This window comes from Trinickia camelliae (genome assembly GCF_053525655.1).
Window position 1 is genome coordinate 88702 of the sequence record NZ_JBCHAA010000022.1, and the last position, 21901, is coordinate 110602.

The 21901-nt window shown below is 64.1% G+C and carries 18 protein-coding genes; 9 read left to right on the forward strand and 9 right to left on the reverse strand.

What is annotated here, in order from left to right; genetic code table 11:
• Window positions 1-33 precede the first annotated feature (33 nt).
• The 6 genes from AAHK20_RS29565 to AAHK20_RS29590 all read left to right on the forward strand — a co-directional run bounded on the left by AAHK20_RS29565 (window position 34) and on the right by AAHK20_RS29590 (window position 6825).
• A complete protein-coding gene (locus tag AAHK20_RS29565; protein ID WP_449185047.1) occupies window positions 34-582 on the forward strand; it encodes a penicillin-binding protein activator LpoB in 549 nt (182 codons plus the stop codon).
• Window positions 583-607: 25 nt separating this feature from the next.
• The gene (locus AAHK20_RS29570) at window positions 608-2026 is read left to right on the forward strand and encodes a PelD GGDEF domain-containing protein (RefSeq protein ID WP_449185048.1); all 1419 of its coding nucleotides are present in this window, start codon (window positions 608-610) and stop codon (window positions 2024-2026) included.
• Window positions 2019-3026 (forward strand): hypothetical protein, encoded by a 1008-nt coding sequence (locus AAHK20_RS29575; protein WP_449185049.1) that lies wholly within the window; start codon window positions 2019-2021, stop codon window positions 3024-3026. The genes AAHK20_RS29570 and AAHK20_RS29575 overlap by 8 nt, the downstream gene beginning before the upstream one ends.
• Window positions 3026-4693: a GT4 family glycosyltransferase PelF gene (gene pelF / locus AAHK20_RS29580; protein ID WP_449185087.1), complete on the forward strand. Its 1668-nt coding sequence runs from the start codon at window positions 3026-3028 to the stop codon at window positions 4691-4693. Before AAHK20_RS29575 ends, pelF begins: the two co-directional genes overlap by 1 nt.
• The gene (gene pelG / locus AAHK20_RS29585) at window positions 4693-6066 is read left to right on the forward strand and encodes an exopolysaccharide Pel transporter PelG (protein WP_449185050.1); all 1374 of its coding nucleotides are present in this window, start codon (window positions 4693-4695) and stop codon (window positions 6064-6066) included. The genes pelF and pelG overlap by 1 nt, the downstream gene beginning before the upstream one ends.
• Window positions 6067-6174: 108 nt before the next feature.
• Window positions 6175-6825, forward strand: coding sequence for a DsbA family oxidoreductase (locus tag AAHK20_RS29590; RefSeq protein WP_449185051.1), 651 nt, complete (start codon window positions 6175-6177; stop codon window positions 6823-6825).
• 87 nt (window positions 6826-6912) lie between these two features.
• Here AAHK20_RS29590 and AAHK20_RS29595 read toward each other — a convergent pair whose 3' ends face one another.
• The 8 genes from AAHK20_RS29595 to speB all read right to left on the reverse strand — a co-directional run bounded on the left by AAHK20_RS29595 (window position 6913) and on the right by speB (window position 16967).
• Entirely contained in the window at window positions 6913-7986 is a 1074-nt protein-coding gene (locus tag AAHK20_RS29595; RefSeq protein ID WP_449185052.1) for an ABC transporter ATP-binding protein, read from the reverse strand.
• 39 nt (window positions 7987-8025) lie between these two features.
• On the reverse strand, window positions 8026-8868 hold the full coding sequence (locus tag AAHK20_RS29600; RefSeq protein WP_449185053.1) for an ABC transporter permease: 843 nt from the start codon (window positions 8866-8868) through the stop codon (window positions 8026-8028).
• Complete coding sequence (locus tag AAHK20_RS29605; RefSeq protein WP_449185054.1) at window positions 8865-9788, reverse strand: ABC transporter permease; 924 nt, start codon at window positions 9786-9788, stop codon at window positions 8865-8867. The genes AAHK20_RS29600 and AAHK20_RS29605 overlap by 4 nt, the downstream gene beginning before the upstream one ends.
• A 5-nt stretch (window positions 9789-9793) precedes the next feature.
• Window positions 9794-10891 carry an ABC transporter substrate-binding protein gene (locus tag AAHK20_RS29610; protein WP_449185055.1) on the reverse strand — a complete coding sequence of 366 codons (1098 nt, stop codon included), beginning with the start codon at window positions 10889-10891 and terminating at the stop codon, window positions 9794-9796.
• A gap of 100 nt (window positions 10892-10991) precedes the next feature.
• Complete coding sequence (locus AAHK20_RS29615; protein ID WP_449185056.1) at window positions 10992-12497, reverse strand: aldehyde dehydrogenase family protein; 1506 nt, start codon at window positions 12495-12497, stop codon at window positions 10992-10994.
• The gene (locus tag AAHK20_RS29620; protein ID WP_449185088.1) at window positions 12494-14173 is read right to left on the reverse strand and encodes a 5-guanidino-2-oxopentanoate decarboxylase; all 1680 of its coding nucleotides are present in this window, start codon (window positions 14171-14173) and stop codon (window positions 12494-12496) included. The genes AAHK20_RS29615 and AAHK20_RS29620 overlap by 4 nt, the downstream gene beginning before the upstream one ends.
• A 252-nt stretch (window positions 14174-14425) precedes the next feature.
• Window positions 14426-15931 carry a purine-cytosine permease family protein gene (locus AAHK20_RS29625; protein ID WP_449185057.1) on the reverse strand — a complete coding sequence of 502 codons (1506 nt, stop codon included), beginning with the start codon at window positions 15929-15931 and terminating at the stop codon, window positions 14426-14428.
• Between the two features lie 79 nt (window positions 15932-16010).
• Window positions 16011-16967, reverse strand: coding sequence for an agmatinase (speB, locus tag AAHK20_RS29630; protein WP_449185058.1), 957 nt, complete (start codon window positions 16965-16967; stop codon window positions 16011-16013).
• Between the two features lie 145 nt (window positions 16968-17112).
• Here speB and AAHK20_RS29635 point away from each other — a divergent pair, with 145 nt between their 5' ends.
• The gene (locus tag AAHK20_RS29635) at window positions 17113-18021 is read left to right on the forward strand and encodes a LysR family transcriptional regulator (protein WP_449185059.1); all 909 of its coding nucleotides are present in this window, start codon (window positions 17113-17115) and stop codon (window positions 18019-18021) included.
• A 162-nt stretch (window positions 18022-18183) separates the two neighbouring features.
• Complete coding sequence (locus tag AAHK20_RS29640) at window positions 18184-18900, forward strand: response regulator transcription factor (protein WP_449185060.1); 717 nt, start codon at window positions 18184-18186, stop codon at window positions 18898-18900.
• Here AAHK20_RS29640 and AAHK20_RS29645 read toward each other — a convergent pair.
• Window positions 18866-20782: an ATP-binding response regulator gene (locus tag AAHK20_RS29645; RefSeq protein ID WP_449185061.1), complete on the reverse strand. Its 1917-nt coding sequence runs from the start codon at window positions 20780-20782 to the stop codon at window positions 18866-18868. The two genes, AAHK20_RS29640 and AAHK20_RS29645, sit on opposite strands and share 35 nt — an antisense overlap.
• Window positions 20783-21045: 263 nt before the next feature.
• Here AAHK20_RS29645 and AAHK20_RS29650 point away from each other — a divergent pair, with 263 nt between their 5' ends.
• Window positions 21046-21834, forward strand: coding sequence for a hypothetical protein (locus AAHK20_RS29650; RefSeq protein WP_449185062.1), 789 nt, complete (start codon window positions 21046-21048; stop codon window positions 21832-21834).
• Window positions 21835-21901 lie beyond the last annotated feature (67 nt).

The following is a 21901-nucleotide window of genomic DNA, read 5'->3' on the forward strand; positions in this document are numbered from 1 at the left end:
CCACATACAACGTAACTCGACGGAGAAAACAGCATGAGCCTTTGGAAGAAGACCAGCGCGCGGGCGGCGTGGATGCTCGCACTCGCCTCGGTGGCGCTCGCGAGCGCGTGCAGCTCGATCGATGCGACGCACGCGCCCGCGCTCGCCGCAGGCGACGCGGTGGCCGTGCTGCCGATCGCCAACTTTACGGAAACGCCGGACGCCGGCCAGTCCGCGCAAGCGATGTCGGCCAATGCGCTGCGCACGCTCGGCGTCACGAACGTCGTGCGCACGCCGGCCGACCCGAACGCCAACGCGCTCTTCGATAGCGGCGCGCACGGCGACGGCGCGCCGAACCTCGATTGGGCGCGCCAGCAACACGCGCGCTATGCGCTCACGGGCGCGGTCGAAGAGTGGCGCTACAAGGTAGGCGTGGACGGTGAGCCGGCTGTCGGCATCACGTTCGAACTGATCGAGGTCGAATCGGGCAAGGTGCTGTGGAGCGCAACGGGCACGCGCACCGGCTGGAGCCGTTCGGGTCTCGCAAGCGTCGCGCAGACGCTGATCGGCAAGCTGCTCGCACCGCTCGGCGTGCGCTCCTAAGCTGCCTCTTTAGAAGGAAACGGCCGTGAACACCGTAGCCGCCGACTCCCGCTCCACCGCGCCCAAGCCGCGCAATTCCGATCCATTCGGCAACTTGGGCCGCGTGCGTCGTGTGCTCGCGCCCGCCGTCGAGCGGCCATTTGCGCTCGTCGAGTCGGCCGTCTTCATGGCGCTCGTGCTCGCGCTTTGCTGGGCGCTCGATCGCCATGATCCGCTGCTGCTCGGCGCACGCTTTCCGTGGCTGTGGCTTGCGCCGTTGATCGTGGCGCTGCGCTACGGCGCGCTGATCGGCACGCTCGGCGGCGCGATGATGATCGGCATGTGGTACCTCTGCTACCCGGCCGGAGAATGGCCCATGGCGTATTTCGCGGGCGGCCTGATTCAGACGATCGTCGCCGGTCACTTCGGCGACACGTGGGGCACGCGCGCGACCCGTTCGCGCTCGATCAATGCTTACCTGAACGACCGGCTCGTCGCGATCACCGATAGCCACTACCTGTTGCGGCTTTCGCACGAGCGGCTCGAGAAAGACTTGCTCTCGAAGCCGACCACGCTGCGCGATTCGATCACCGAGCTGCGGCGCTTGACCGTGACGCACGCCGTCTCGCCCGCCACGCACGCCGAACAATCCCCTGCACCGACCCTCGAAACGCTTCCCGGCGCGCAGCGTCTGCTCGAATTCGTCGCGCAGGCGTGCCAGATCGAAGTGGCCGCGCTCTATCCGGTGACCGGCGGCAAGCCTGCTCTTAACGCCGTCGCGGCGGTCGGCGAGCCGTTCGAGTTCGACGCGAAAGACGATCTCGTCACGCATGCGCTGACGACGCAAAGCGTCGCGCACCTTCGCGTCGACGATTCGCGGCACATGGACAGCCGCTACATCGTCTGCGCGCCGATGCTCACCGCCGACAATGAATTGCGCGCGGTCCTCGTCGTCAAGCGCATGCCGTTCCTGTCGCTCAATGCCGACAACCTCCTGCTGCTGCTCGTCCTGCTCGGCTACTACGCGGACGGCATCGAGCATTCACAGCACGTGCAGGACATTCTCGATGCCGTGCCCGAATGCCCCTATGAATTCGCGCTCGAATTAGGGCGGCTCGCTCATTTGCAGCAGGGCTCGGGCATCGAATCGTCGCTCGTCGCGTTGTCGTTCCCGCGCGATGACGCGCACGATTCCCTCTTCGAGCACGTCATGCGCCGGCGCCGCTCGCTCGATATCATCTGGCCGCTCGTGACCGACAAGCGGTCGGTGCTCGTGAACCTGATGCCCGTCACCGACGCGACCGGCATCGACGGTTATCTCGCGCGCATTGAAGGCAGCCTTGCAGCCCAATTCGACACCGACCTCGAACAAGCGGGCATCGGCGTGCATACGCTGCACGTGCACGATGCCTCGCCCGGGCCGAGCCTCGCTGCGCTGATCGCGCGGGTCACGTCGCATGTCTGACGTACTGATCCCCGCTCTCGTCGCGATCCTCGCGCTTGGGCTGCAATACGCGGCGCTGGCGGGCGTGCTGCACGCGCCGTCATGGCTCGACCCGTTCCTCGCGTTCTGCGTGCTGCAGGCGCTGGCCGGATTCGTCGAGGCCTGCGCGATTCGCTTGCTGCTCCCCGCGGCATACCGCCAACCGGCGCGCTCGACACTTCTGCTGCTGTGGCTGCTCTGCACGCTCGTGCCGCTCGCGGGCGGACTCGTCGCGCTGGTGTCGTGCGCGTGGGCGTATTGGTTTCCGGCCGCACGCACGAACGATCGACTGACCGACATCGCGCGCCCGCAGTTCGTCACGCATCTCGTCTCGCGCGTTTCGCACGGCAGCGGCGCGCGCCTGCAGGCGCGGCTCGCGAATACCCAGGTCTCGACGACCGATCGCCTGTCGGCGCTCGTCGCGATCCAGAACATGCCGACGCGCACCACGGGCTCGCTGCTGCGCGGCTTGCTCACCGACCCTGTCGAGGATATTCGCCTGATTGCCTACGGCACGCTCGATCAGGCCGAGAACGAGATCATGCAGAAGATCTTCGACAACACGAAGGCCCTCGAGAGCGCCGCCACCGACGACGGGCGCCATGCGCTGCATTGCCGTCTCGCCGAGCTGCACTTCGAGCTCGTCTATCAGAACCTCGTGCAGAGCGCCGTGTTTCAACACACGCTCGAAGAGGCCGAGCGTCATGCGGCCATGGCGTTGTCGCTTTCGAGTAGCGACAAGGACGCCGCCCTATGGCTGATCCGCGGCCGCCTCGCGCTGGCGCGCGTGCAGCCCGACGCCGCGGCGGCCCATCTGGACGAAGCGCAGCGTCTTGGCTTTCCGCGCGAGCGGCTGCTGCCCTGGCTTGCCGAAGCCGCTTTCCTCAAGGGCGACTACGCGCGCACGCGCGAGCTGCTTGCGTCGCTCGGCAGCGCCGCCGCGCTGCCGGTGTTGAAGCCCGTAGTGGAGTACTGGTCATGATGAATACCCCGCTCAACCGCAAATCCGCCGACGCCGATATCTGCTTGTTGCTCGAAGGCACGTTTCCGTTCGTGCGCGGCGGCGTATCGAGCTGGGTCAACGAAATGATCCGTGCCTATCCGGCGCTGCGGTTCGCGATCGTGTTCATCGGCAGCCGCACCGACGACTACGCGGGCGCCGTCTACGCATTGCCGGACAACGTCGTGCATTTCGAAGCGCACTACTTGTACGAGTCGCCAGTCAACGCCGACACGCGCAAGCCGCGCGCCACCACTGGCGACGCGCATGCTTTCGAGCGCTCCGCGAAGCTGCACGCCGCGTTGCGCAATCGCGGCGCCGACGTCGATGTGGGCGCGCTGATGGCCGAGCTGATTCCGATGCTAGGCGAGCAAGGCGGACTTTCGGAAGCGCAATTCCTCACGAGCCGCCGCGCTTGGGAATTCATCGTCGAGCAATACGAACAGCACTGCACAGACCCCTCGTTTACCGATTACTTCTGGACCGTGCGCATCATGCACAAGCCGCTGTGGCAGTTGGCGAGAGTCGCACAGCAACTGATGCCGGCGCGCGTCTATCACACGGTGTCGACCGGTTATGCGGGGTTCCTCGGCACGCTCGCCCACTATCGCACCGGGCGGCCGCTGCTCATCAGCGAACACGGCATCTATACAAAGGAACGCAAGATCGACCTGCTGCAAAGCAAGTGGATACGCGACAACCGTGGCGCTTTTGAACGCGATATTTCGCAGGTCAGCTATTTTCGGGAGCTATGGGTGCGCTTTTTCGAAGCGCTCGGCAAGCTCGCCTACGACGCCGCCGACGACATCGTCGCGCTTTACGAAGGCAACCGCCGCCGCCAAGTGGCCGACGGCGCGCTCGCCGAACGCACGCGCAACATCCCGAACGGCATCGACATCGAGCGCTTCGGCGCCCTGCTTTCGCGCCGCACGCCGCGCAAGCGCCGCGTGATCGCGCTGATCGGCCGCGTGGTGCCGATCAAGGACATCAAGACGTTCATTCGCGCCGTGTTTATCGCGTCGCGTGCGATGCCGGACATCGAAGGCTGGATCGTCGGCCCCGAGGAAGAAGATGCCGATTACGCCCAAGAGTGCCGCGCGCTGGCGCAAAGCCTTGGGTCTTCCAAGAACATCCGGTTTTTAGGCTTTCAGAAGATCGACGACGTCATGCCCGAAGTCGACTTGATTGCGCTCAGCTCTATCAGCGAGGCATTGCCGCTTGTCGTGCTCGAAGGCTTCGCGGCCGGTGTGCCGGCCATTACGACCGATGTCGGAGCATGCCGCCAGTTGATCGAAGGCTTCGGCGGCGACGACGAAGCGCTCGGCAGCGCCGGCGCGATCGTGCCGATTGCGAATCCGCCCGCGTTTGCCGAAGCGGCCGTCTCGCTGCTGAGCGACGACGCGCGCTGGCAGGCAGCGCAGCAAGCCGGTCTCGCGCGCGTGCGGCGCTACTACACGAAGACGCAGATGATCGACAGTTATCGCACGCTGTACGAGCGGCTCGCGGCCGCGCCAACAGGCGCCAAGCGCTCGCCGGGTTCCGCGCCCGGCTGTCCGATGCATCACGCAACGGCACGACCAGCCGAACACTCGCAAACCGCATTGCCGATCGACGCCGATCAGGGCGCCACGCCGCAGGAGAGCCGCTGATGGCCGGCATCGGATTCGAACTGCGCAAGGTGATGCGGCGCGACACGCTGGCCGGCGTCGCACGCGCGTATCTCTACGCGGGCCTCATCAGCTCCGGACCGCTGATCCTGTCGATTTTCGGCATTCTGATCATCGGCTTGCTGAGTCTCGCGGTCGTGATACCGAAGTTCGCCGTCGTGCAGTTCCAGGTATCGGTGACGTATTTGATCGCGGTGAGCTTGATCGTGACGGGGCCGTTGCAGCTCTCGCTCACACGCTTCATTTCCGACCGCCTGTTCGAGAAGCGCGACGATCTCGTGCTGTCGAATTACAACGCGGTGGTGCTCGTATCGACTGTCTTGTCGGCCGCGATCGCCGTCACTGCGATGGCATTCGGGTTTCGCCACGAGTTGCTCACGTACCGTCTGCTGATGGTGGCGGGCTTCACGGTGATGAGCAACATCTGGATTGCCGTCATTTTTCTATCGAGCGTCAAACAGTATCGGCAGATTCTGGTCGTGTTCTTCGTCGGCTATGCGTGCGTCGTCGCGCTCGCGCTCGCGCTGAATCACTATGGGCTGGTCGGGTTGCTGGGCGGGTTTGTCGGCGGGCATCTGGTGTTGCTCACGGGACTCTCCGGGCTCATCTACCGGAACTACAGCAGCCCCGTGTTCATTTCGTTCGAGGTGTTCGAACGGCGCTACGCGTATCCGACGCTGGCGCTCGTGGGCCTGATGTTCAACCTCGGCGTCTGGGCCGACAAATTCGTCTTCTGGTATGCGCCCGGCACCGGCGGACACGTGATCGGCTGGCTCAACGCATCGATCATCTACGACATTCCGGTGTTCATCGCTTACGTTTGCGTGATGCCCGGCATGGCCACGTTTCTGGTTCGCATCGAAGCGGACTTCGTCGAATACTACGATGCGTTTTATGACGCCGTGCGCAGCGGCGACACATTCGGCCGCATCAACGACATGCGCGACATGATGGTGCGCAGCGTACGTTCCGGGCTTTACGAAATCATCAAGGTGCAATCGATCGTGCTGCTGCTGATCGTGGCGTTCGGGCAATGGGTGCTGCAAGCGCTCGATATTTCGCCGCTGTACATGCCGCTGCTTTTGGTGGACGTGATCTCGGCAAGCCTGCAGGTGTTGTTGCTTGGGCTGCTGAACGTGTTCTTCTATTTGGACGCGCGGCGTACCGTGCTCGTGCTGACGACGGCGTTCGCGCTGCTCAACGCGGTGCTGACGATCTTTACGCTGTGGATTGGGCCGAATGCCTACGGGTATGGATTTGCGGCGGCGCTGCTGATGGTCGTCGTGGCCGCGGTGAAACTGCTCGACGCGAAGTTTGCTTCGTTGGAGTACGAAACCTATATGTTGCGGTCGTGAGGAGGATGTCTGCGTTTCTGCAAGCATCGGCGATTCACGCTAACCTGTCTGCCGCCGCTGCATCCCTCGCAAACCCGTGGGGGACAGACTCTCTCCATTTTGTAAGCCATGACCCAATCGCTCACTATCGATTTTGTCTCCGACGTCGCGTGCCCGTGGTGCGCCATCGGCCTCTCCTCGCTCCAACTCGCGCTATCGCGCCTGGGCGATGCGGTTGATGCGCAGATCGTCATGCATCCCTTCGAATTGAACCCGCAGATGGGGCCCGAAGGCCAGGACATCGTTGACTATCTCGGCAAGAAATACGGACGCACGCCGGCGCAAATCGCCGAAACGCAAGCGATGATTCGCGAGCGAGGCGCGAGCGTCGGCTTTGAATTCGGTCCGCGTACGAACGTCTATAACACCTTCGATGCGCACCGCCTGTTGTATTGGGCCGGTCTCGAAGGCAAGCAGTTGCCGCTCAAGCTGGCGCTGCTGCGCGCCTATCATTCCGAAGGCAAAGACCCGAGCAACCATGGGGTCTTGGTCGAGGCGGCGCAATCGGTGGGACTTGACGCCGCGGCCGCGCGTGACGTGCTGCGTAACGGCGACTACGCCGATGTGGTTCGTGCGGAAGAACAGAAATATCAGGAGCTGGGCGTCGATTCCGTGCCGTCGATCATCTTCAACCAGCGTTATCTGGTCACCGGCGGACAACCGGTGGAAAGCTTCGAGCAAGTGATTCAGCAGATTCTGGCTGAAGCACAAGAGCGTTAAGACGTCCACTAAGACGCCCACGAAGATCGGCGGCGATCGACCGTTTCAAGCCGATCGCCGCCGTCCGCAGCCTCAGGTCGAGCGAATTCAATGCGCGGTGCGTGCCGCGATGAGCTTGCAGGCCTGCGGAGGCAATTCCGCGAATATCGGCATGCCCACCGCGAGCTCGGGCGTCTCGCGCGGCGTCGTGGCGGCGGTCAGCGTGAAGCCGGCGCAGTCGATCGTGGCTTCGAGCGACGCGCCGACGTCCCGGATGAACGTGACCTTGCCCGCCAGGCTATTCGGCCCGGGATTGGGCGTGATGGGTCGCACACAGACGTCTTCGGGACGAATCAGCAGCCGGATATCGCCGGCGTCGGCCGATGCGCTTGGCGTCGCGTTCACCCTGATTTGCTGCCCGCCGGGAAGGCCGATCCGGTCTCCCCCATCGAACGTGACAGGCAGAATGTTGCCCAGTCCGATGAAGTCGGCCACGAATTCACTCACAGGGTCGCGATAGATATCGAGCGGCCTGCCGACCTGCGCGATGTGGCCTTTTTCCATCACCACGATTTCGTCGGCCATCGTCATGGCCTCGCGCTGGTCGTGCGTGACCATGATCGTCGTGATGCCGAGGCGCTGCTGCAGCAGACGGATCTCGACCTGCATCGCTTCGCGCAGCTTCGCGTCGAGCGCCGAGAGCGGTTCGTCGAGCAGCAGCAGCTTCGGTGACGATGCGATCGCACGGGCAATCGCAACCCGTTGGCGCTGCCCGCCCGAAAGCTGAGTGACCGGCCGGTTCGCCATGTGCGGCAACTGAATCAGTTCGAGCAGTTCAGAAACGCGCTTCTCTTGTGCGCTTTTCTCGATCCGGCGCAGCCGCAGCGGGTAGGCGATGTTCTGCGCGACCGTCATATGCGGAAAGAGCGCCAGCGACTGGAACACCATGCCGAAATCGCGCCGGTTTGCCGGCACGTGGGTCAGATCGCGGCCGGCAAACGCAACGGTGCCGGACGACGGGGTTTCGAGCCCCGCGATGATCCGCAGCAGGGTCGTCTTGCCACAGCCGGACGGTCCAAGAAAACAGACCAGCTTGCCGTCCGGTACCGTGAGGTCGACATGATCGACCGCGTACGCGGTGTGGAAGCGCTTCGTCACAGCTTGAAGTGTCAAATGAGTCATGAGAGTCCTCTGTGCATGCAATGGCGAATGCGGCAACCGCTACAGCGCAACGCCTTCGTCACCGACCAGTTTTTCGAGCAGCCAGATCAGCCCAAAGTCGATGAGCACGATAAAAACGGCAAACGAGAACACCGTCGGATCAAGCGATGACACGGTGCGGCTGTAGAGCCAGATGGGCAGCGTCATCGTGTTGATGCTGTACAAGAAGAACGTCACCGTGAACTCGTTGAACGAGATGATGAAGGCGAACAGCATGCCCGCGAGAATGCCCGGGCGCATGAGCGGCAGTACCACGTCGATGAGCGCGCGTTGCGGGCTTGCCCCCATCAGACACGCGGCTTCCTCGAATTCGGGGCCGATCGACGCGACCGATGCCGCGCAGTTCTTCACCGTGAACGGCAACGCGAGAATCACGTGCGCGATGATGAGCCGGAATACGCCCAGTTCGACTGGCAAGACGTTGAACACGAGCAACAACGAGAGCCCGAGCATCACCAGCGGATACACCAGCGGCAGCGCAACCAGTTGTTCGATGACCGGCTTGCCGCGGAAGCGGTAACGCGAGAGCGCATACGCTGCGGGCACCGAAATGGCGGTGGCGATGAACATCGTCGCTATCGCGACGACCAGGCTCGTGGTCAGCGCCGTGCCCATCGACAAGACATCGCTTGCATCGGGCGAGACGAACGTGTGCCACGCGGCGTGGTACCAGCGCAGCCCGAAGCTCTGCGGCGGAAATTCGAGCGTGTCCGAGTTGCCGAACGACATCGTGATCATCGTCAGGATCGGCAGCGCAGCGAGAAACAGCACGACGGTCGCGAGCAGGCTCGTCGCCCGGCTGAGACGGCCCGGCATCATCGCGGGAAGGCGCAAGGTAGTCATGGACGGGATTCCTCGTTGCGTTGCATGCCGCGCACGAGCCGCTGCGACACCGCCATCACGGTGAGCGTCGCGACCATCAGCACGACGCCCGATGCCGAGGCGGCCGGCCAGTTCAGCAGCGGGGCCACGTTGTCGTGCACCAGCACGGCAAGCATCGGCACACGGCGGCCGCCAAGCAGCAGCGGCACGGCAAACGCGCTTGCGTTATAGGCAAAGACGAGCAGCGCGCCGGAGACCAGGCCCGGCATCGCGAGCGGCAGCATCACGTGACGCAAGGTCTGCCAGCGCGTCGCGCCAAGCGTTGCCGCTGCCTCTTCATACGAGCGCGATACCGCGCGCATCGCACTGGAAAGCGGCAGCACGGCAAGCGGGAAAGCGGTCTGGATCAGGCCGAGCAGCACGCCGTTCTCGCGATAGAGCCATAGCACCGGCCGCTCGATGAGGCCGGTTGCGCTCAACGCATGGTTGAGCAAGCCGGCCGGCCCGAGGATGACAAGCCAGCCGTAGCCCTGCAGCAAAAGGTTGACCAGGAGCGGCAACAGGACCCCCGCGAGCAGCAGCCGTCGCGCGATCCGCGATTGAGTGCGGGCCATTGCGAGGGCCACGGGAATTGCCAGCAGCACCGCGCACACCATGCTTTGAAACGCGAGCCGCAACGTCAGCCAGAGCGAGCGCAGGAAGTACGAGTCGGCAAGGTCCGCGTAGTTCTGCAGCGTGAACGCGTGCCACTCGTTACCCGCTACGCCAAAGCTCATGCGCAGCACCGCGAGCGCGGCCGCGACCAGCACCGCGAGAAACGCGAGGATCGGCGCGAGCAGCAGCAGCGGCGGCACCTTGGGCAACGCAGGCGTCGCCGCATGCGCCGCGGAGTCGCCGGCGGCAGCCGCCGCTGCCGCACGGTGTGAAGAGAACGCGGACATGGTCGTCAGGCCGAGAAGATTTCCGTATAGCGCTTGATCCACGCCGGCTGGACCGCAGCGAGCGTCTTGTCGTCGTGCAGAATGGCCTTCTCGGCGATCTGCTGCGGCGACGGCACATACGCGCGGCTTTCGGCCGGGATCACCGCTTTCGAGTTCACAGGACCATTCAGCACATCGGCGGCCATCTGGCCTTGCACGCCGGCATCGAGCGAATGGTTGATGAACGCGTGAATCAGATCGATGTCGCCGGGATGCGCCTTGGGAATGACAGTGAACATCAACTGCGTCGCGAACCCTTCCTTCATGCCATACGTCACGGCCATCTTGTACTCGGGCTTGCGCAACTGATCCGGGAAGAACGCCGGGGAGTAGATGCCGCCGATATCGAGCGATCCGGTACGGAACAGGTCGGCAATCTGGTTCGGATTCTCTCCGAGCGTCATGACGCTGTCCTTCAATTGAGCCAGCTTAGCGAAACCAGGCTCGATATTCTGCTGCGAGCCACCAGCCATCTTGGCGGCGATGATCGCCAGATCGACCGCTTCGGCCCATTCCGGCGGCGGCAGGAAGAGCCGCCCTTTGTACTTCGGATCCCACAGCGCCTCGTAGCTCGAGGGAGCCGTTTTCACCGTCGAGGTGTTGTAGATCAGGCCGTCCGACCAGAGCAAATAGCCGACGCCGAAGCCGTTCGCACCGGTTCGATATGGCGGGGCGACGTCCTTGAGGTTCGGCAGTTTGTTCAGGTCGGGTTTCATCAGCAGGCCGGCATCCGCGAGGCCCGACGCGCCGACGCCTGCCAGCGTGATCACGTCGTAAGTCGGCCGGTCTCCGGCGGCCTTCACTTTCGCAACCATGCCGGAGGTGCCGTCAGCCCGGTCCGCGATCACCTGCGCCCCGGTCTTCTTGCTGAAGGTCGCGGCGATGTTGCGTAACGCTGCAGCTCCGGTGTCGTCGGACCACGTGAGCAGGCGCAGCGTCTTGCCTGAAAAGTTCTTCTCTTGTGCCTTGGCAGTGCTGATGAATGGCATGGGGAGCATCGAAACGCCGAGCGCGGTTCCGATGGTCTTGATCGCCTGCCTTCTGCGCTCATTGATGTCTTTCATGATCGTCTCCTCGTTGAACCCTGTCGGTACGTGAATGAACTTTAGGTTCGTCAAATTCCGGTAACAAACGAAATCTCTGCATGCGGCCTATGACAGGAAGTCATGCGCCGCCGTCTGCGGACAGCGCTGCGCCCTGGCCGGTTGCAGTCAGTACCTGCTTGATTTCCTGAAAGGCCGCGAGTCCGAACGGTCCCAGTTCGCGGCCCACGCTGCTGCGCTTGTAGCCGCCCCAGGACGTCTGCGGAAAGATCAGCTGAGGCGCATTGATCCAGACGACGCCCGCCTCCAGCGCGTCGGCCACACGCTTGCCGCGCACGGCATCCCGCGTGACGACGGAGGCCACCAGCCCGAATTCGGTGTCATTGGCCGCTGCGATCGCTTCGTCTTCCGTATCGAAGCTGCGCACGCACAGGACCGGTCCGAAGATCTCCTCACGCCACACCGCGCTGTCGGCCGGCACATCCACGAAGATCGTGGGTTTCACGAAATAGCCCGGCCCCGATGGCACCTCGCCTTCGATCACGAGACGCGCCCCATCGGCCTTTCCCTTCGCGATGAAGCGTTGGACACGCTCGTATTGCGCGCGGCTCGTGAGCGGTCCCATCTGGACGCTGGACGAGAACGGATCGCCTACTACGATCTGTTTCGCACGATCGGCAAGGCGCGCGGTCAGCGCCTGAGCAAGCGGCCGCTCAACGAGTACACGTGAAGTGGCCGAGCACATTTGGCCGGCATTGAAGAATGCACCGCCTGCCACCAGGTCGACTGCGAGATCGAGGTCGGCATCGGCGAACACGATGATCGACGACTTGCCTCCCAATTCCAGACTCACGCCCTTGATCGTTTGCGCGGCCGTCTTCATCACCTGCTCGCCCACTGCGGTGCTCCCGGTAAACGACACCTTCGCAACGAGCGGATGTGCGGCAAGCGGCGCGCCGACTTCCGGTCCGGTGCCCGTCACGACGTTGAATACGCCGCGCGGCAAACCCGCTTCCGCGATGATCGAGGCCAGCTCCAGCTCGGGTAGCGGCGTCACTTCAGACGGCTTGAGCACGACGGCACAGCCCGCCGCAAGCGCCGGCGCGAGCTTCCAGGCCGTCGTGACCATCGGAAAATTCCACGGCACGATCAGCGCCACGACGCCTGCCGGCTCGCGGCGAATCAAGGCTTGGTGATCGCCGCTTGGGATGGCGACCTCCGCCTCTGCGCTGACGTCGAGCTGTTCGGCAAGTCCCGCGTAGTAGTCGAAGGTCGCGACGACGTCGCTCACATCGATCTGCGCCTCGGCCAGCGGTTTGCCGTTATTCAGCGACTGGAGCGCGGCGAGTTGGGCCCGGCGCGCCTCCACACCCCGGGCAATGGCGCGCAGACAAGCCGCACGCTCGGCACCGGTTGCTTTCTTCCAGGTGCGGAATGCACGCGCAGCGGCTTGCACCGCGCAATCGACGTCGCCGGCCTCACCCGCCTCCACTTCCACGATCGTCTCTTCCGTCGACGGGTTGACGACCGGCAGGCGGCGACCCGCCTCTCCCGCACACCAGAAGCCATCGATATAGAGCTGGGTGCGCAGCGGGACATCCAAACGAGGGAAGGCTTGCGTACTCATGCCGGCACCTGTTCGAACCAGTCGCTTTCCAGAATCTCGATCACCGTCGGGACATGACGCAACGCGGCCTGTTGCAACTGCGTGACGAGGTCCGGCCGGTTTTCGACGCGACATGCGGCGCATCCGAAGCCGCGCGCGAGCGCCATGAAGTCCGGCGTATGGATATCGACGCCCACGTGAGCGACGTCGTGCTGGGTCATGTATTTACGGATTTCGCCGTAACCGAAGTTATTCCACAGCAGCACGATGATGGGCACTTGCGCCTCGACCGCACTTGCGAGCTCCGGCAGGGTGAACTGCAAGCCGCCATCGCCGATCAGGCAGACGACGGGCCGCCCGCTCGCCGCGAGCTTTGCGCCGATCGCGGCGGGCAGCCCATAGCCCAGCGTGCCGTAGCCGGTCGAGGAGTTGAACCACGAGCGCGGCGCCGGCGCGTCGTGCACGAAGTTGCCGACATAGACCGGGCTGGTCGAATCACCCGCAACGATGACACCGGGCAAGGTGCCGACGAGGGTATCGATCAGGTGTTTCTGCGAACGCGTCGGCTCGTCGAAGCTGGCCATGACCGCTTTGCGCACCGCCGCCACGCGTGGCGCTCCCCAGTCGGCCCGTGAAGCGGGCAAGGTCCGTTCATGCAGCCGCTGCGACAGGCTCCCCAGTGCCTGCTGTGCATCACCCGCAATCGCCACATCGGGATGGAAATTGCGCATCAGCTGTTGCGCGTCGATGTCGATGCGAATCAGCCGGCCGTCGATGGCAAAGCCGCCATCGAACACGACGTCATAGTCGGTTTCACCGAGTTCAGTCCCGACGGCGAGCACCACGTCGGCATCCCGAATCATCGCGCGGGTCGGCGGCAACGACTGGGTGGAACCGATCAACAGCGGGTGACCGCACGGCAGCAGACCTTTGGCGTTGATCGTGAGCGCAACCGGCGCGTCCAGACGTTCAGCGAGTTCCCGGAGTTCGGCTGCCGCGTGGACGGCTCCGCCGCCGGCCAGGATCAATGGGCGCTGTGCCTCGGCAAGCAGGTCCGCGGCCGCGGCAAGGGCGCTGGCGCTCGCCGCCGGCTTCGCCGGCAACGCGGTGTGCGTCCGCTTCATGACGCTTGCCGGCGCCTTGATGACGTCGAGCGGGATCTCGATGTGCACGGGTCGCGGACGCGCGCTCTCGAACACCGCAAAGGCCCGAGCCAACACCTGGGGCAATTCGGCCGCATCCAGCAGCGTGTGCGAGAACGCGGTGAGACCGGCGAAGACATTGCGTTGCGAAGGCAGCTCATGCAGCCGTCCATCGCCGCTGCCCAGCTCGCGCCGAGCGTTGACGCTGGAGATCACCAGCATCGGGATGGAATCCGCGTAGGCCTGCGCCATGGCGGTCGCGATGTTGGTCATGCCCGGCCCGGTGATGATGAAGCACACGCCGGGCTTGCCCGTGACCCGTGCGTAGCCGTCGGCCATGAAGCCCGCGCCCTGTTCGTGGCGAGGCGTGATGTGCCGGATCGAGGACGCGGAGACACCGCGATACAGTTCGACCGTATGCACGCCGGGAATGCCGAACACGTATTGCACGCCGTATTCCTCGAGCAGCGTGACGAGCGCCTCGCCGCAGGTGAGATCCGGCTTGGCGCGCCGGGTAGCCGCCTGCTCGTCTGCGTCATTGAGGCGGGCAGTCATGTCTGGATAGTTCATCGTTCGTCGCTTTCGTGGTTGACTCGAACGCGCGTACCTCGGCGCATGTGTTGAAGTCATTCTCTGTGCTGATCTGGCGTACGAACAATCGATAAGTTTTCATGGTGCGCATGATCGTCGCGCATGACCTGAGGAAAACCCGGACGCGTTCAACACGCCAAAAAACAAAGGCGGCGATCAGCTGTTTCCAGCCAATCGCCGCCTCTCGCAAACCACACTAAGCGTAGCGAATTCCGCTTACCGCGCTTTCCCCGCCGTCTGCCGCACCATCGCAGCCCTATCCCGCGAGCCGACTTGGCGAATCACGTTTTCCTCGTGCGCCAAATCGAGCGACCGGCTCAACAGGTAGTAAACACCCCCCGAAACAATCAGACCGACGAGCCACGCGATGTCGATTCCGTCCAGCAATCTCGCGAAATACCCAACGAACACTTCCTTCTCGGCTTGCGCATCGTAGACATAGAAAAACGGAATCATCGCCGCGAAGCCGATCAGATACGACGCAATCCCTCTGATCTGCCATGCGCCATACAGCCCGTCAGGCGTGAAGAAGTGCGGAATCGCGTAGCGTCCCTTGCGCACGAAGAAGTAGTCGACCAGATTGACCGCGGTCCATGGCACGAGGAAATACAGCATCAGCACGAGAAACGTATTCAGCATCGCCACGCCGTTGCCCTTGATCGACAGCACGCAAATCAGCAGCACCGCGCTGATCGCGAAGATCGCTGCAATCCGCGAGCCGCGACTAGGCTGGATCTTCTTGACCGAATCCACGCCGGTCAGGATCGTCAGCATCGCGCTATAGGTGTTCAGCGAAATGATCGGCAAGAAGCCGAACACGGAGACGGCGACGATCACGTTGCCGAGCCCCGGCGCGAGCGCCGAGCCGACCTGATGCAGCGCCACCAGGGCGTCGTTCGCTTTTAGCTGCTGCGCGAGCCATGCGCCGAGCCCGATCATCCATGCACCCGACAACGACGCGCCGAGAAAAATGATCGTGATCAGCTTCGCGCGGCTCGTGTTCTTCGGCAGGTAGCGCGAATAGTCGGACACGTAGGGTGCGTACGAAATATTGAAGCTCGCGGCAATGGCGAACTGCGTGAGAAACGCCACCCAGCTGAAGCCGAGCTGCACGGGGTGAGCCGGCATCGTAGCAGCGCCCTTGCCGACGCCGAACAGCAGCGCGATCGTCACGAGCGCATAAAGCGGCAGCGTCGCGATCAGCGCCCATTTGAACGCCTTGTGCATGAGGTCGTGACCGAAGACAGCGAGCAGCGCGCCCGCAGCCGCAGCGACGATCGCGACGAGCGTCGGGTCGATGCCGAACACGTTCTTCAAGCCATCCATGATCAGCGCGATGTTCACGACATTGAAGCCGATGAACACGAACAGCGTGGCGAGCAACGCGAGAATCACGCCGCGATAGCCGAACTGCGCGCGCGATTGAATCATCTGCGGCAGCCCCATTTCCGGCCCTTGCGAACCGTGAAAGGCCATGAAGATCGTGCCGAACATGATGCCGAGCGCCCCGGCCAAGGTCGTCCAGCCTGCAGTGAGCCCCATGCTGGGTCCGACAAAACCGATCGAAATCGTAAAGAAGTGAAAGTTGCCGAGAAACCAGAACGGCCCTTGGCTGCGCAAGCGCGCGTGCCGCTCATTCTCGGGAATGTAGTCGATCGAATGGGTCTCGACTTCCAGGCCGCCGATCGCGCCGGGCAGGTGTGCGGATTCGGAATTGCTCATCGATAGCGTGTCTCCACAGTGGTTATTTTTTAATGCGAGACGCCGAGCGCCGGCAGCGTGGCCGGCGCTCGGCGTCCGCTTAGTCGCGGCGCTTCACGCCGGGCAGCACGCACAACAGTTCGTAGGCGAGATTGGCGGCGAGCAGCGCCGTCGTGCCGAACGGGTCATAAGGCGGGGCCACTTCCACCACGTCCGCGCCCACCAGACCGAGCCCCCAGGCGCCACGGATGATCTCCAGCGCCTGCGGGACGGTCAGCCCGGCGATCTCCGGCGTCCCGGTGCCCGGCGCATAGGCCGGGTCGATCCCGTCGATATCGAAGCTCAAGTACACCGGCCCGCCGTCGACGCGCTCCCGTACCTCAGCCATCAACGGTTCGAGCGAGCGGTTCCAGCATTCTTCCGCCTGCACCACGCGAAAACCTTGTTGACGGCACCAATCGAAGTCCTCAGCCGCGTAGCCGGTGCCCCGCAGGCCGATCTGCACGACGCGGTCGCAATCGAGCAGTCCTTCCTCGACCGCGCGCCGGAACGGCGTACCGTGGGCAATCTTCTCGCCCATCATCGTGTCGTTGACATCCGCGTGCGCGTCGACGTGAATCAGCCCCACTTTGCCGTGCCGGCGATGGATCGCCCGCAGGATCGGCAGCGTGATCGTGTGATCGCCGCCCAGCGTGATGGGCTTCGCGCCATGCTTCAGGATGCCGTCATACGCGGCCTCGATGCGCGCAATCGAGTCGTGCAGGTTGTACGGATTGACCGCGACATCGCCGACATCGGCCACGCGCAGCGAATCGAACGGCGCGGCGCGCGTCGCCATGTTGTACGGGCGCAGCAGCACCGATTCGGTGCGCACCTGGCGCGGCCCGAAGCGCGCACCGGTGCGGTTCGACGTGCCCAAATCGAACGGCACGCCGACGAAGCACGCATCGAGCCCCTCGGCGCTCTCCAGATGCGGCAGACGCATCATCGTCGCGATTCCCCCGCTGCGCGGCATGTCGTTGCCGCCAAGGGGTTGAAAATAGTCAGCCGGCATCATTTCCTCCGATTTACATTCAACGAGCCGTATCATGTGTCTCGTCCTCAGGACTGAGTTTTAAGCGATCAGAAACAAAACTTGAATGATGAAATTCGGATGCTTACATCTATAACTATCGATGTAACCGCCCGCGACGGAGAAAACCATGTTCGGAACGCTCTCTGATCTCGATCTGCGGCTGATCCGCGTGTTTCTCGCGGTGGTCGACGCGGGCGGCGTCAGCGTCGCGCAGACGACGCTGAACGTCGGCCAGTCGACGATCAGCACGCAGTTGTCGACGCTCGAAACCCGGCTCGGCTTTCGCCTCTGCGAGCGCGGCCGCGGCGGCTTCAAGCTGACCGAGAAAGGCGAGCGTTTTCATGCGCTCGCCAAGCGGCTGCTCGCGGCCGTCGACGAGTTCAGCGTCGAGGCGCGCAACATGGACAAGAAGCTCGTCGGCACGTTGAAGATCGGCTTGATCGGCCACACGCCGATCAGCCAGAACGCGCGCATCAGCGAGGCGATCGCGCGCTTCAGGGAACGCGACGAAGCCGTGCGTTTTTCGATTTCGGTGAAGTCGCCGGGCGACCTCGAAGCGCAGTTGCTGAACGGCGAGATACAGGTCGCGGTCGGCTATTTCTGGCACCGTGTGCCGACGCTCGAATACACGCCGCTGTTCGTCGAGCGGCAGATCGCGTATTGCGGACGCGGGCATCCGCTCTTTTCGCGCGCGGGGCGCCTCACGCATGAGCAAGTCGCCGACATGGAGTGGGCATGGCGCAGCTATCCGCTGCCCGAAGCGCAGCTCTCGACGACGCCGAATCGCGTCACCGCCCAAGCCGACAACATGGAGGCCGTGTCGCTCTTGATCCTTTCCGGCCATCATCTCGGCTATTTGCCCGAGCACTTCGCCGCGCCGTACGTCGCGCAGGGGCTGCTGGCGGCGCTCAATCCCGAGACGCTGCGCTACGAGGTGACCTTTCACATCGTCACGCAGCATGAGAGCCACCATAGTCCGATCGTCGCGGCCTTCGTGGAGGATTTGAAACATGCGCACGTGTCGCTTGTCGCTTGAGCCGCGGCGCGGCGTTCAAAAAACGCTCCGCTCGGTTCGTCTATCGGGTAAGCCGCAACACGGCGACGTTCCGATGCGCTACGCTGCAACGCAGCGCGAGCGCCTTGGCATTCGCCGCGCTCAGGCCGTATAACAAGAAGCAGAGTCCCTCACGGAGACAACATGAAGTTTCTTGTTGCCGACGACCATGAACTGATCCGCCAAGGCGTCAAAGGCCTCTTGCGCGGCCTCGATGCGGACGCCCAATTCGATGAAGCCGACAGTTGGGAAACGCTCAACGCCGCCGCCCGCCCCGACGCCAACCACGATTTAGCGATCGTCGACCTGCACATGCCCGGCATGGCGGGCGCGGCCTCGCTCGAAGCGCTCCTGAAGGGCAATCCGGCGCTGCCGGTGGTCGTGCTCTCCGCCGAGGAGTCGCCCGATGAAATGCGCGCCGTGCTCGCCGCCGGGGCGCTCGGCTTCGTGCCGAAGCGGCAGCCCGCGAGCGTGATGCTCAAGGCGATCGAACTCGTGTTGTCGGGCGGCGCCTATGTGCCGATGGAGGCGCTGAGCCTGCTCGGCGCGCATGGGGCGGCGTCTTCCGCATCATCAGCGCAGGCGTCGCCGGAAAGCGCCGCCGCAGCCCCGCCGTCCAGCGTTCCAGCGCTGCAGCCGCACCAGCAGCATCTGATGGAAAACCTCTCGCCGCGTCAGCAAGACATCATGCGGCTCGTCCACCGTGGCTGGACCAACAAGATGATCGCGCGTGAACTCGGCATGGCCGAAGGCACGGTGAAGGTGCATCTGTCGGTGATCTTCCGGGCGCTGGCGGTGCGCAATCGCGCGACCGCGATCGCCGTCATCAACGGCTGGCTCGAGGCCGGGAAGACGCTGTAAGCGGCGCGGGCTGCCTAAGCGTTTCAGGCGGCTGCTGGCTCGGCGACGGCAGCGGCGCCGCAGCGGCCTCGGAAACCGCGGCGTCCTTGGTGTCCGCCTTGTCGTCCGCCGCAGCGCGCCACGCCGTCAGCAGCGTGCGCAGCAGACGCGCTGGATTCACGGGCTTGTGCAAGATCGCCACGCCCTCTTCGGCCAGCGCCTTCAACTCCGGCGACGCCATGTCGCCCGTAATCAGCAGCAGCACCGCGCGTTCAGCGCCGTGGCGCACCAGCGCGCCGCGCACGCGTTCGATCGCCGCGTTGCCCGCTCGGCCTCCGCGGCCGTTGCCGAGCTGGTAATCGCATAGCACGGCGTCGGGGGCGAAGCCCTCGGCGATCGCATCGCAGGCGTCCTCCTCGTTGGCGACGCTCTTCACGATGCACCCCCAGTGGCCGAGCAAGCTCGCGAGGCCGTCGCGAATCGCCGGTTCGTCGTCGACGCACAACACGCGCCGCCCTGTCGCCATGGCCTGCGGCGCGCTCGCGGGCGTCAGCTCGGCGAGCCCCGTGACGACGCGCCCCGGGTCCCCCGCGCGCACTGGAAAACGAAACGTCGAGCCGAGTCCGGGCGCCGAGCGCAGTTGCAACTCGCCGCCGAGCAAGCCGATCAGGCGGCGCACCGTCGGCAGCCCGAGCCCGTGGCCCGGGCGCGCGTCGCGCTCGGCGCTCTCGCCGCGATAGAACTCTTCGAAGATGCGCTCGTGCTCGCCGGGCGGAATGCCGATGCCCGAATCGCGCACTTCGATATAGCCGCCGTCGGCACGGCCCGCGCGCCGCAGTCCGACCCAGATCGAGCCCTCGTCGGTATAGCGCACCGCGTTCGCCACCAGGTTGCCGAGCACGCGCTCGAGCAGCGCCGGGTCGTCGTAAAGCACCATCGAGGTCGGCGCAATCCGCAACGCGAGCCCCTTGGCCGCCGCCTGCGGCCGGTATAGGCCGCCGATGCGCTCGAACAGCTCGGCGAGCCGGAAATCCACGCGCATCACCTGCGTGACGCCGCTTTCGATCCGCGAGAGATCGAGCACCTGATTGAAGAGCTGATTGAGCGCTTCGACGTTGCGCACGATGTTGTCCGCCGCGCGCGCACGTTCGGCGCTTGGCGCCGCCATGTCGCCGAGCGACGCCGCGAGCAGCCCGATCGCGTGAAGCGGCTGACGCAGATCGTGGCTCGCGGCCGCGAAAAAGCGCGTCTTCGCCAAGCCGGCCTCGACGGCCACATGCTTTTGCACCGCGAGCGATTCGGCCAGACGCTGCTGGTCGACGCGCGCCTGCACGACGCTGCGAAAGAGCTTGCGGTAGCTGACCGCATACAGGTTGATCGCGGAAAAGAAGAACAGCACCACGGTCCCGACCACGATCCGCTCGAACGAATGCGCGCTGAAATGCAGCACGATCGCCGGCAGCAGCAGCAACGGAATGGCGACTGAGAAATTGAGCATATCGAAGCCGTTCGACATGAAAACGCCGGCGGCGAGCGTCACGATCATCACCGTGTGCAGCAGCGGCAGCTCCACTTGCGTGCTGTGAAACGCGAACCAGATCGAAAGCCCCGGCGCGCTATAGAGCAGCGCGCCGCGCAACGCATGCAGGTTGATCCAGACGCGCGGCGCCAGCGCGGCGGGCCAATGCCGGTGCCAAAGCCAGAGCGCGAGACCTAGGCAATTGGCCATCGAGTAGAAGATGAACCACGCGTTGAAGAAGCGCAGCGCCGACATCTCCGCCCAATAAATCGACGTCAGCACCGCAATCGAAAACCAATGCGTGAAAAACGCGAGCAAATCCTGCGCGTAGAGAACCCGCACAAGGTCTTCATCGATGGCGCGCTGGATCGGATCGGCCTGCATCGTGCGGCTTCCTTTTGAAGTCCGGCAAGTGCGTTGAGCGGCGGCCCTTTTGGGGAAACCGCATTAGTGGCTGCGTTTTCGCGGTTTACCCGGGAGTTTACCCATCAGCTAACACTTAATCCATATAGGCAGCAACGAGGCCAAAAACAATACTGCAGGCACTTCTCGCGCGGCCTGCGTTTCTTCGCGAACTTTTCAGCGTTTCCTTCAACGCTGATTCCGATGCCGCGTTCCCTCTAGTTCTTCGACAAGATGGAGGCATCATGGGCGCACTGATCGGCCACGACTTTGCACGCAACGACACCGCAATCCTTCCCGACCTCTGGCGCCGCCGCAGCGCGCTGTCCGACGACGAGATGGTGTCGATGTGCGAGCTCGTGCGGAGCGCGCTGCGCGGCTACCATCCGCTCGAACTCCACGCGCTCGCCGAGGACAAAGAGGAGCTCGTCGCGCAGTTCATCTTCGCGAAGGTGCTCCGGCTCGAACCCGGCCACGCCGAATCGCGCGCTTGCCCGGACAGCGCGCCGTCCACGCGCTACGCGATCTGCGCGTACTTCCGCCGTTATCTGATCGACTGCCTGCGCAGCGCGAGCCATCAGCGCAACGTGTCGATGGAAATCGAAGGCATCGAACAGGAAATCGACTCGCACGCGCGCGCGCTCGAAGACCCCGTCGACGGCGTGCTGACGCAATACGGCCTCCATGAAGCCCACGTGCGCGCCGCCGCGCGCCGCTTCATCGCCGGCCTCGACGCGCCCGAGCAGATCGTGCTCGCGGGCAGCCTCGGCTGGGGCTCCGAATCGAAGGGCGGACTGTCGCGTATCGCGGCGCAGCATCGCGTGCCGTCATATCACTATCGCGCCGTAAAGCTCGGCGTCACGATGAAAAAGACGGCCCAGGCCGACGATTTTTCCAATACGAAGATCGGACGCTGGCTGGTCGACGAGCTCGGCATCGAGATTCATGTCGAGAACCGCGAGGTCATTCTGGTCGCGCTGAGCCTGCTGGCCGTCGAGGCGAGCGAGTGCGTGGTGAACGAGGCGGCGGCTTGATGCACCGGCTAATTCACTGGATAAGCGCGATTCACCGCCTAAGATAGATAAGCCGCGCCGCACGTCC

Coding starts and splice junctions, on each gene's coding strand:
- AAHK20_RS29565 (WP_449185047.1), top strand. CDS start 34: ATGAGCCTTTGGAAGAAGACCAGCGCGCGGGCGGCGTGGATGCTCGCA.
- AAHK20_RS29575 (WP_449185049.1), top strand. CDS start 2,019: ATGTCTGACGTACTGATCCCCGCTCTCGTCGCGATCCTCGCGCTTGGG.
- pelF (WP_449185087.1), top strand. CDS start 3,026: ATGAATACCCCGCTCAACCGCAAATCCGCCGACGCCGATATCTGCTTG.
- pelG (WP_449185050.1), top strand. CDS start 4,693: ATGGCCGGCATCGGATTCGAACTGCGCAAGGTGATGCGGCGCGACACG.
- AAHK20_RS29590 (WP_449185051.1), top strand. CDS start 6,175: ATGACCCAATCGCTCACTATCGATTTTGTCTCCGACGTCGCGTGCCCG.
- AAHK20_RS29595 (WP_449185052.1), bottom strand. CDS start 7,986: ATGACTCATTTGACACTTCAAGCTGTGACGAAGCGCTTCCACACCGCG.
- AAHK20_RS29600 (WP_449185053.1), bottom strand. CDS start 8,868: ATGACTACCTTGCGCCTTCCCGCGATGATGCCGGGCCGTCTCAGCCGG.
- AAHK20_RS29605 (WP_449185054.1), bottom strand. CDS start 9,788: ATGTCCGCGTTCTCTTCACACCGTGCGGCAGCGGCGGCTGCCGCCGGC.
- AAHK20_RS29610 (WP_449185055.1), bottom strand. CDS start 10,891: ATGAAAGACATCAATGAGCGCAGAAGGCAGGCGATCAAGACCATCGGA.
- AAHK20_RS29615 (WP_449185056.1), bottom strand. CDS start 12,497: ATGAGTACGCAAGCCTTCCCTCGTTTGGATGTCCCGCTGCGCACCCAG.
- AAHK20_RS29620 (WP_449185088.1), bottom strand. CDS start 14,173: ATGACTGCCCGCCTCAATGACGCAGACGAGCAGGCGGCTACCCGGCGC.
- AAHK20_RS29625 (WP_449185057.1), bottom strand. CDS start 15,931: ATGAGCAATTCCGAATCCGCACACCTGCCCGGCGCGATCGGCGGCCTG.
- speB (WP_449185058.1), bottom strand. CDS start 16,967: ATGATGCCGGCTGACTATTTTCAACCCCTTGGCGGCAACGACATGCCG.
- AAHK20_RS29635 (WP_449185059.1), top strand. CDS start 17,113: ATGTTCGGAACGCTCTCTGATCTCGATCTGCGGCTGATCCGCGTGTTT.
- AAHK20_RS29640 (WP_449185060.1), top strand. CDS start 18,184: ATGAAGTTTCTTGTTGCCGACGACCATGAACTGATCCGCCAAGGCGTC.
- AAHK20_RS29645 (WP_449185061.1), bottom strand. CDS start 20,782: ATGCAGGCCGATCCGATCCAGCGCGCCATCGATGAAGACCTTGTGCGG.
- AAHK20_RS29650 (WP_449185062.1), top strand. CDS start 21,046: ATGGGCGCACTGATCGGCCACGACTTTGCACGCAACGACACCGCAATC.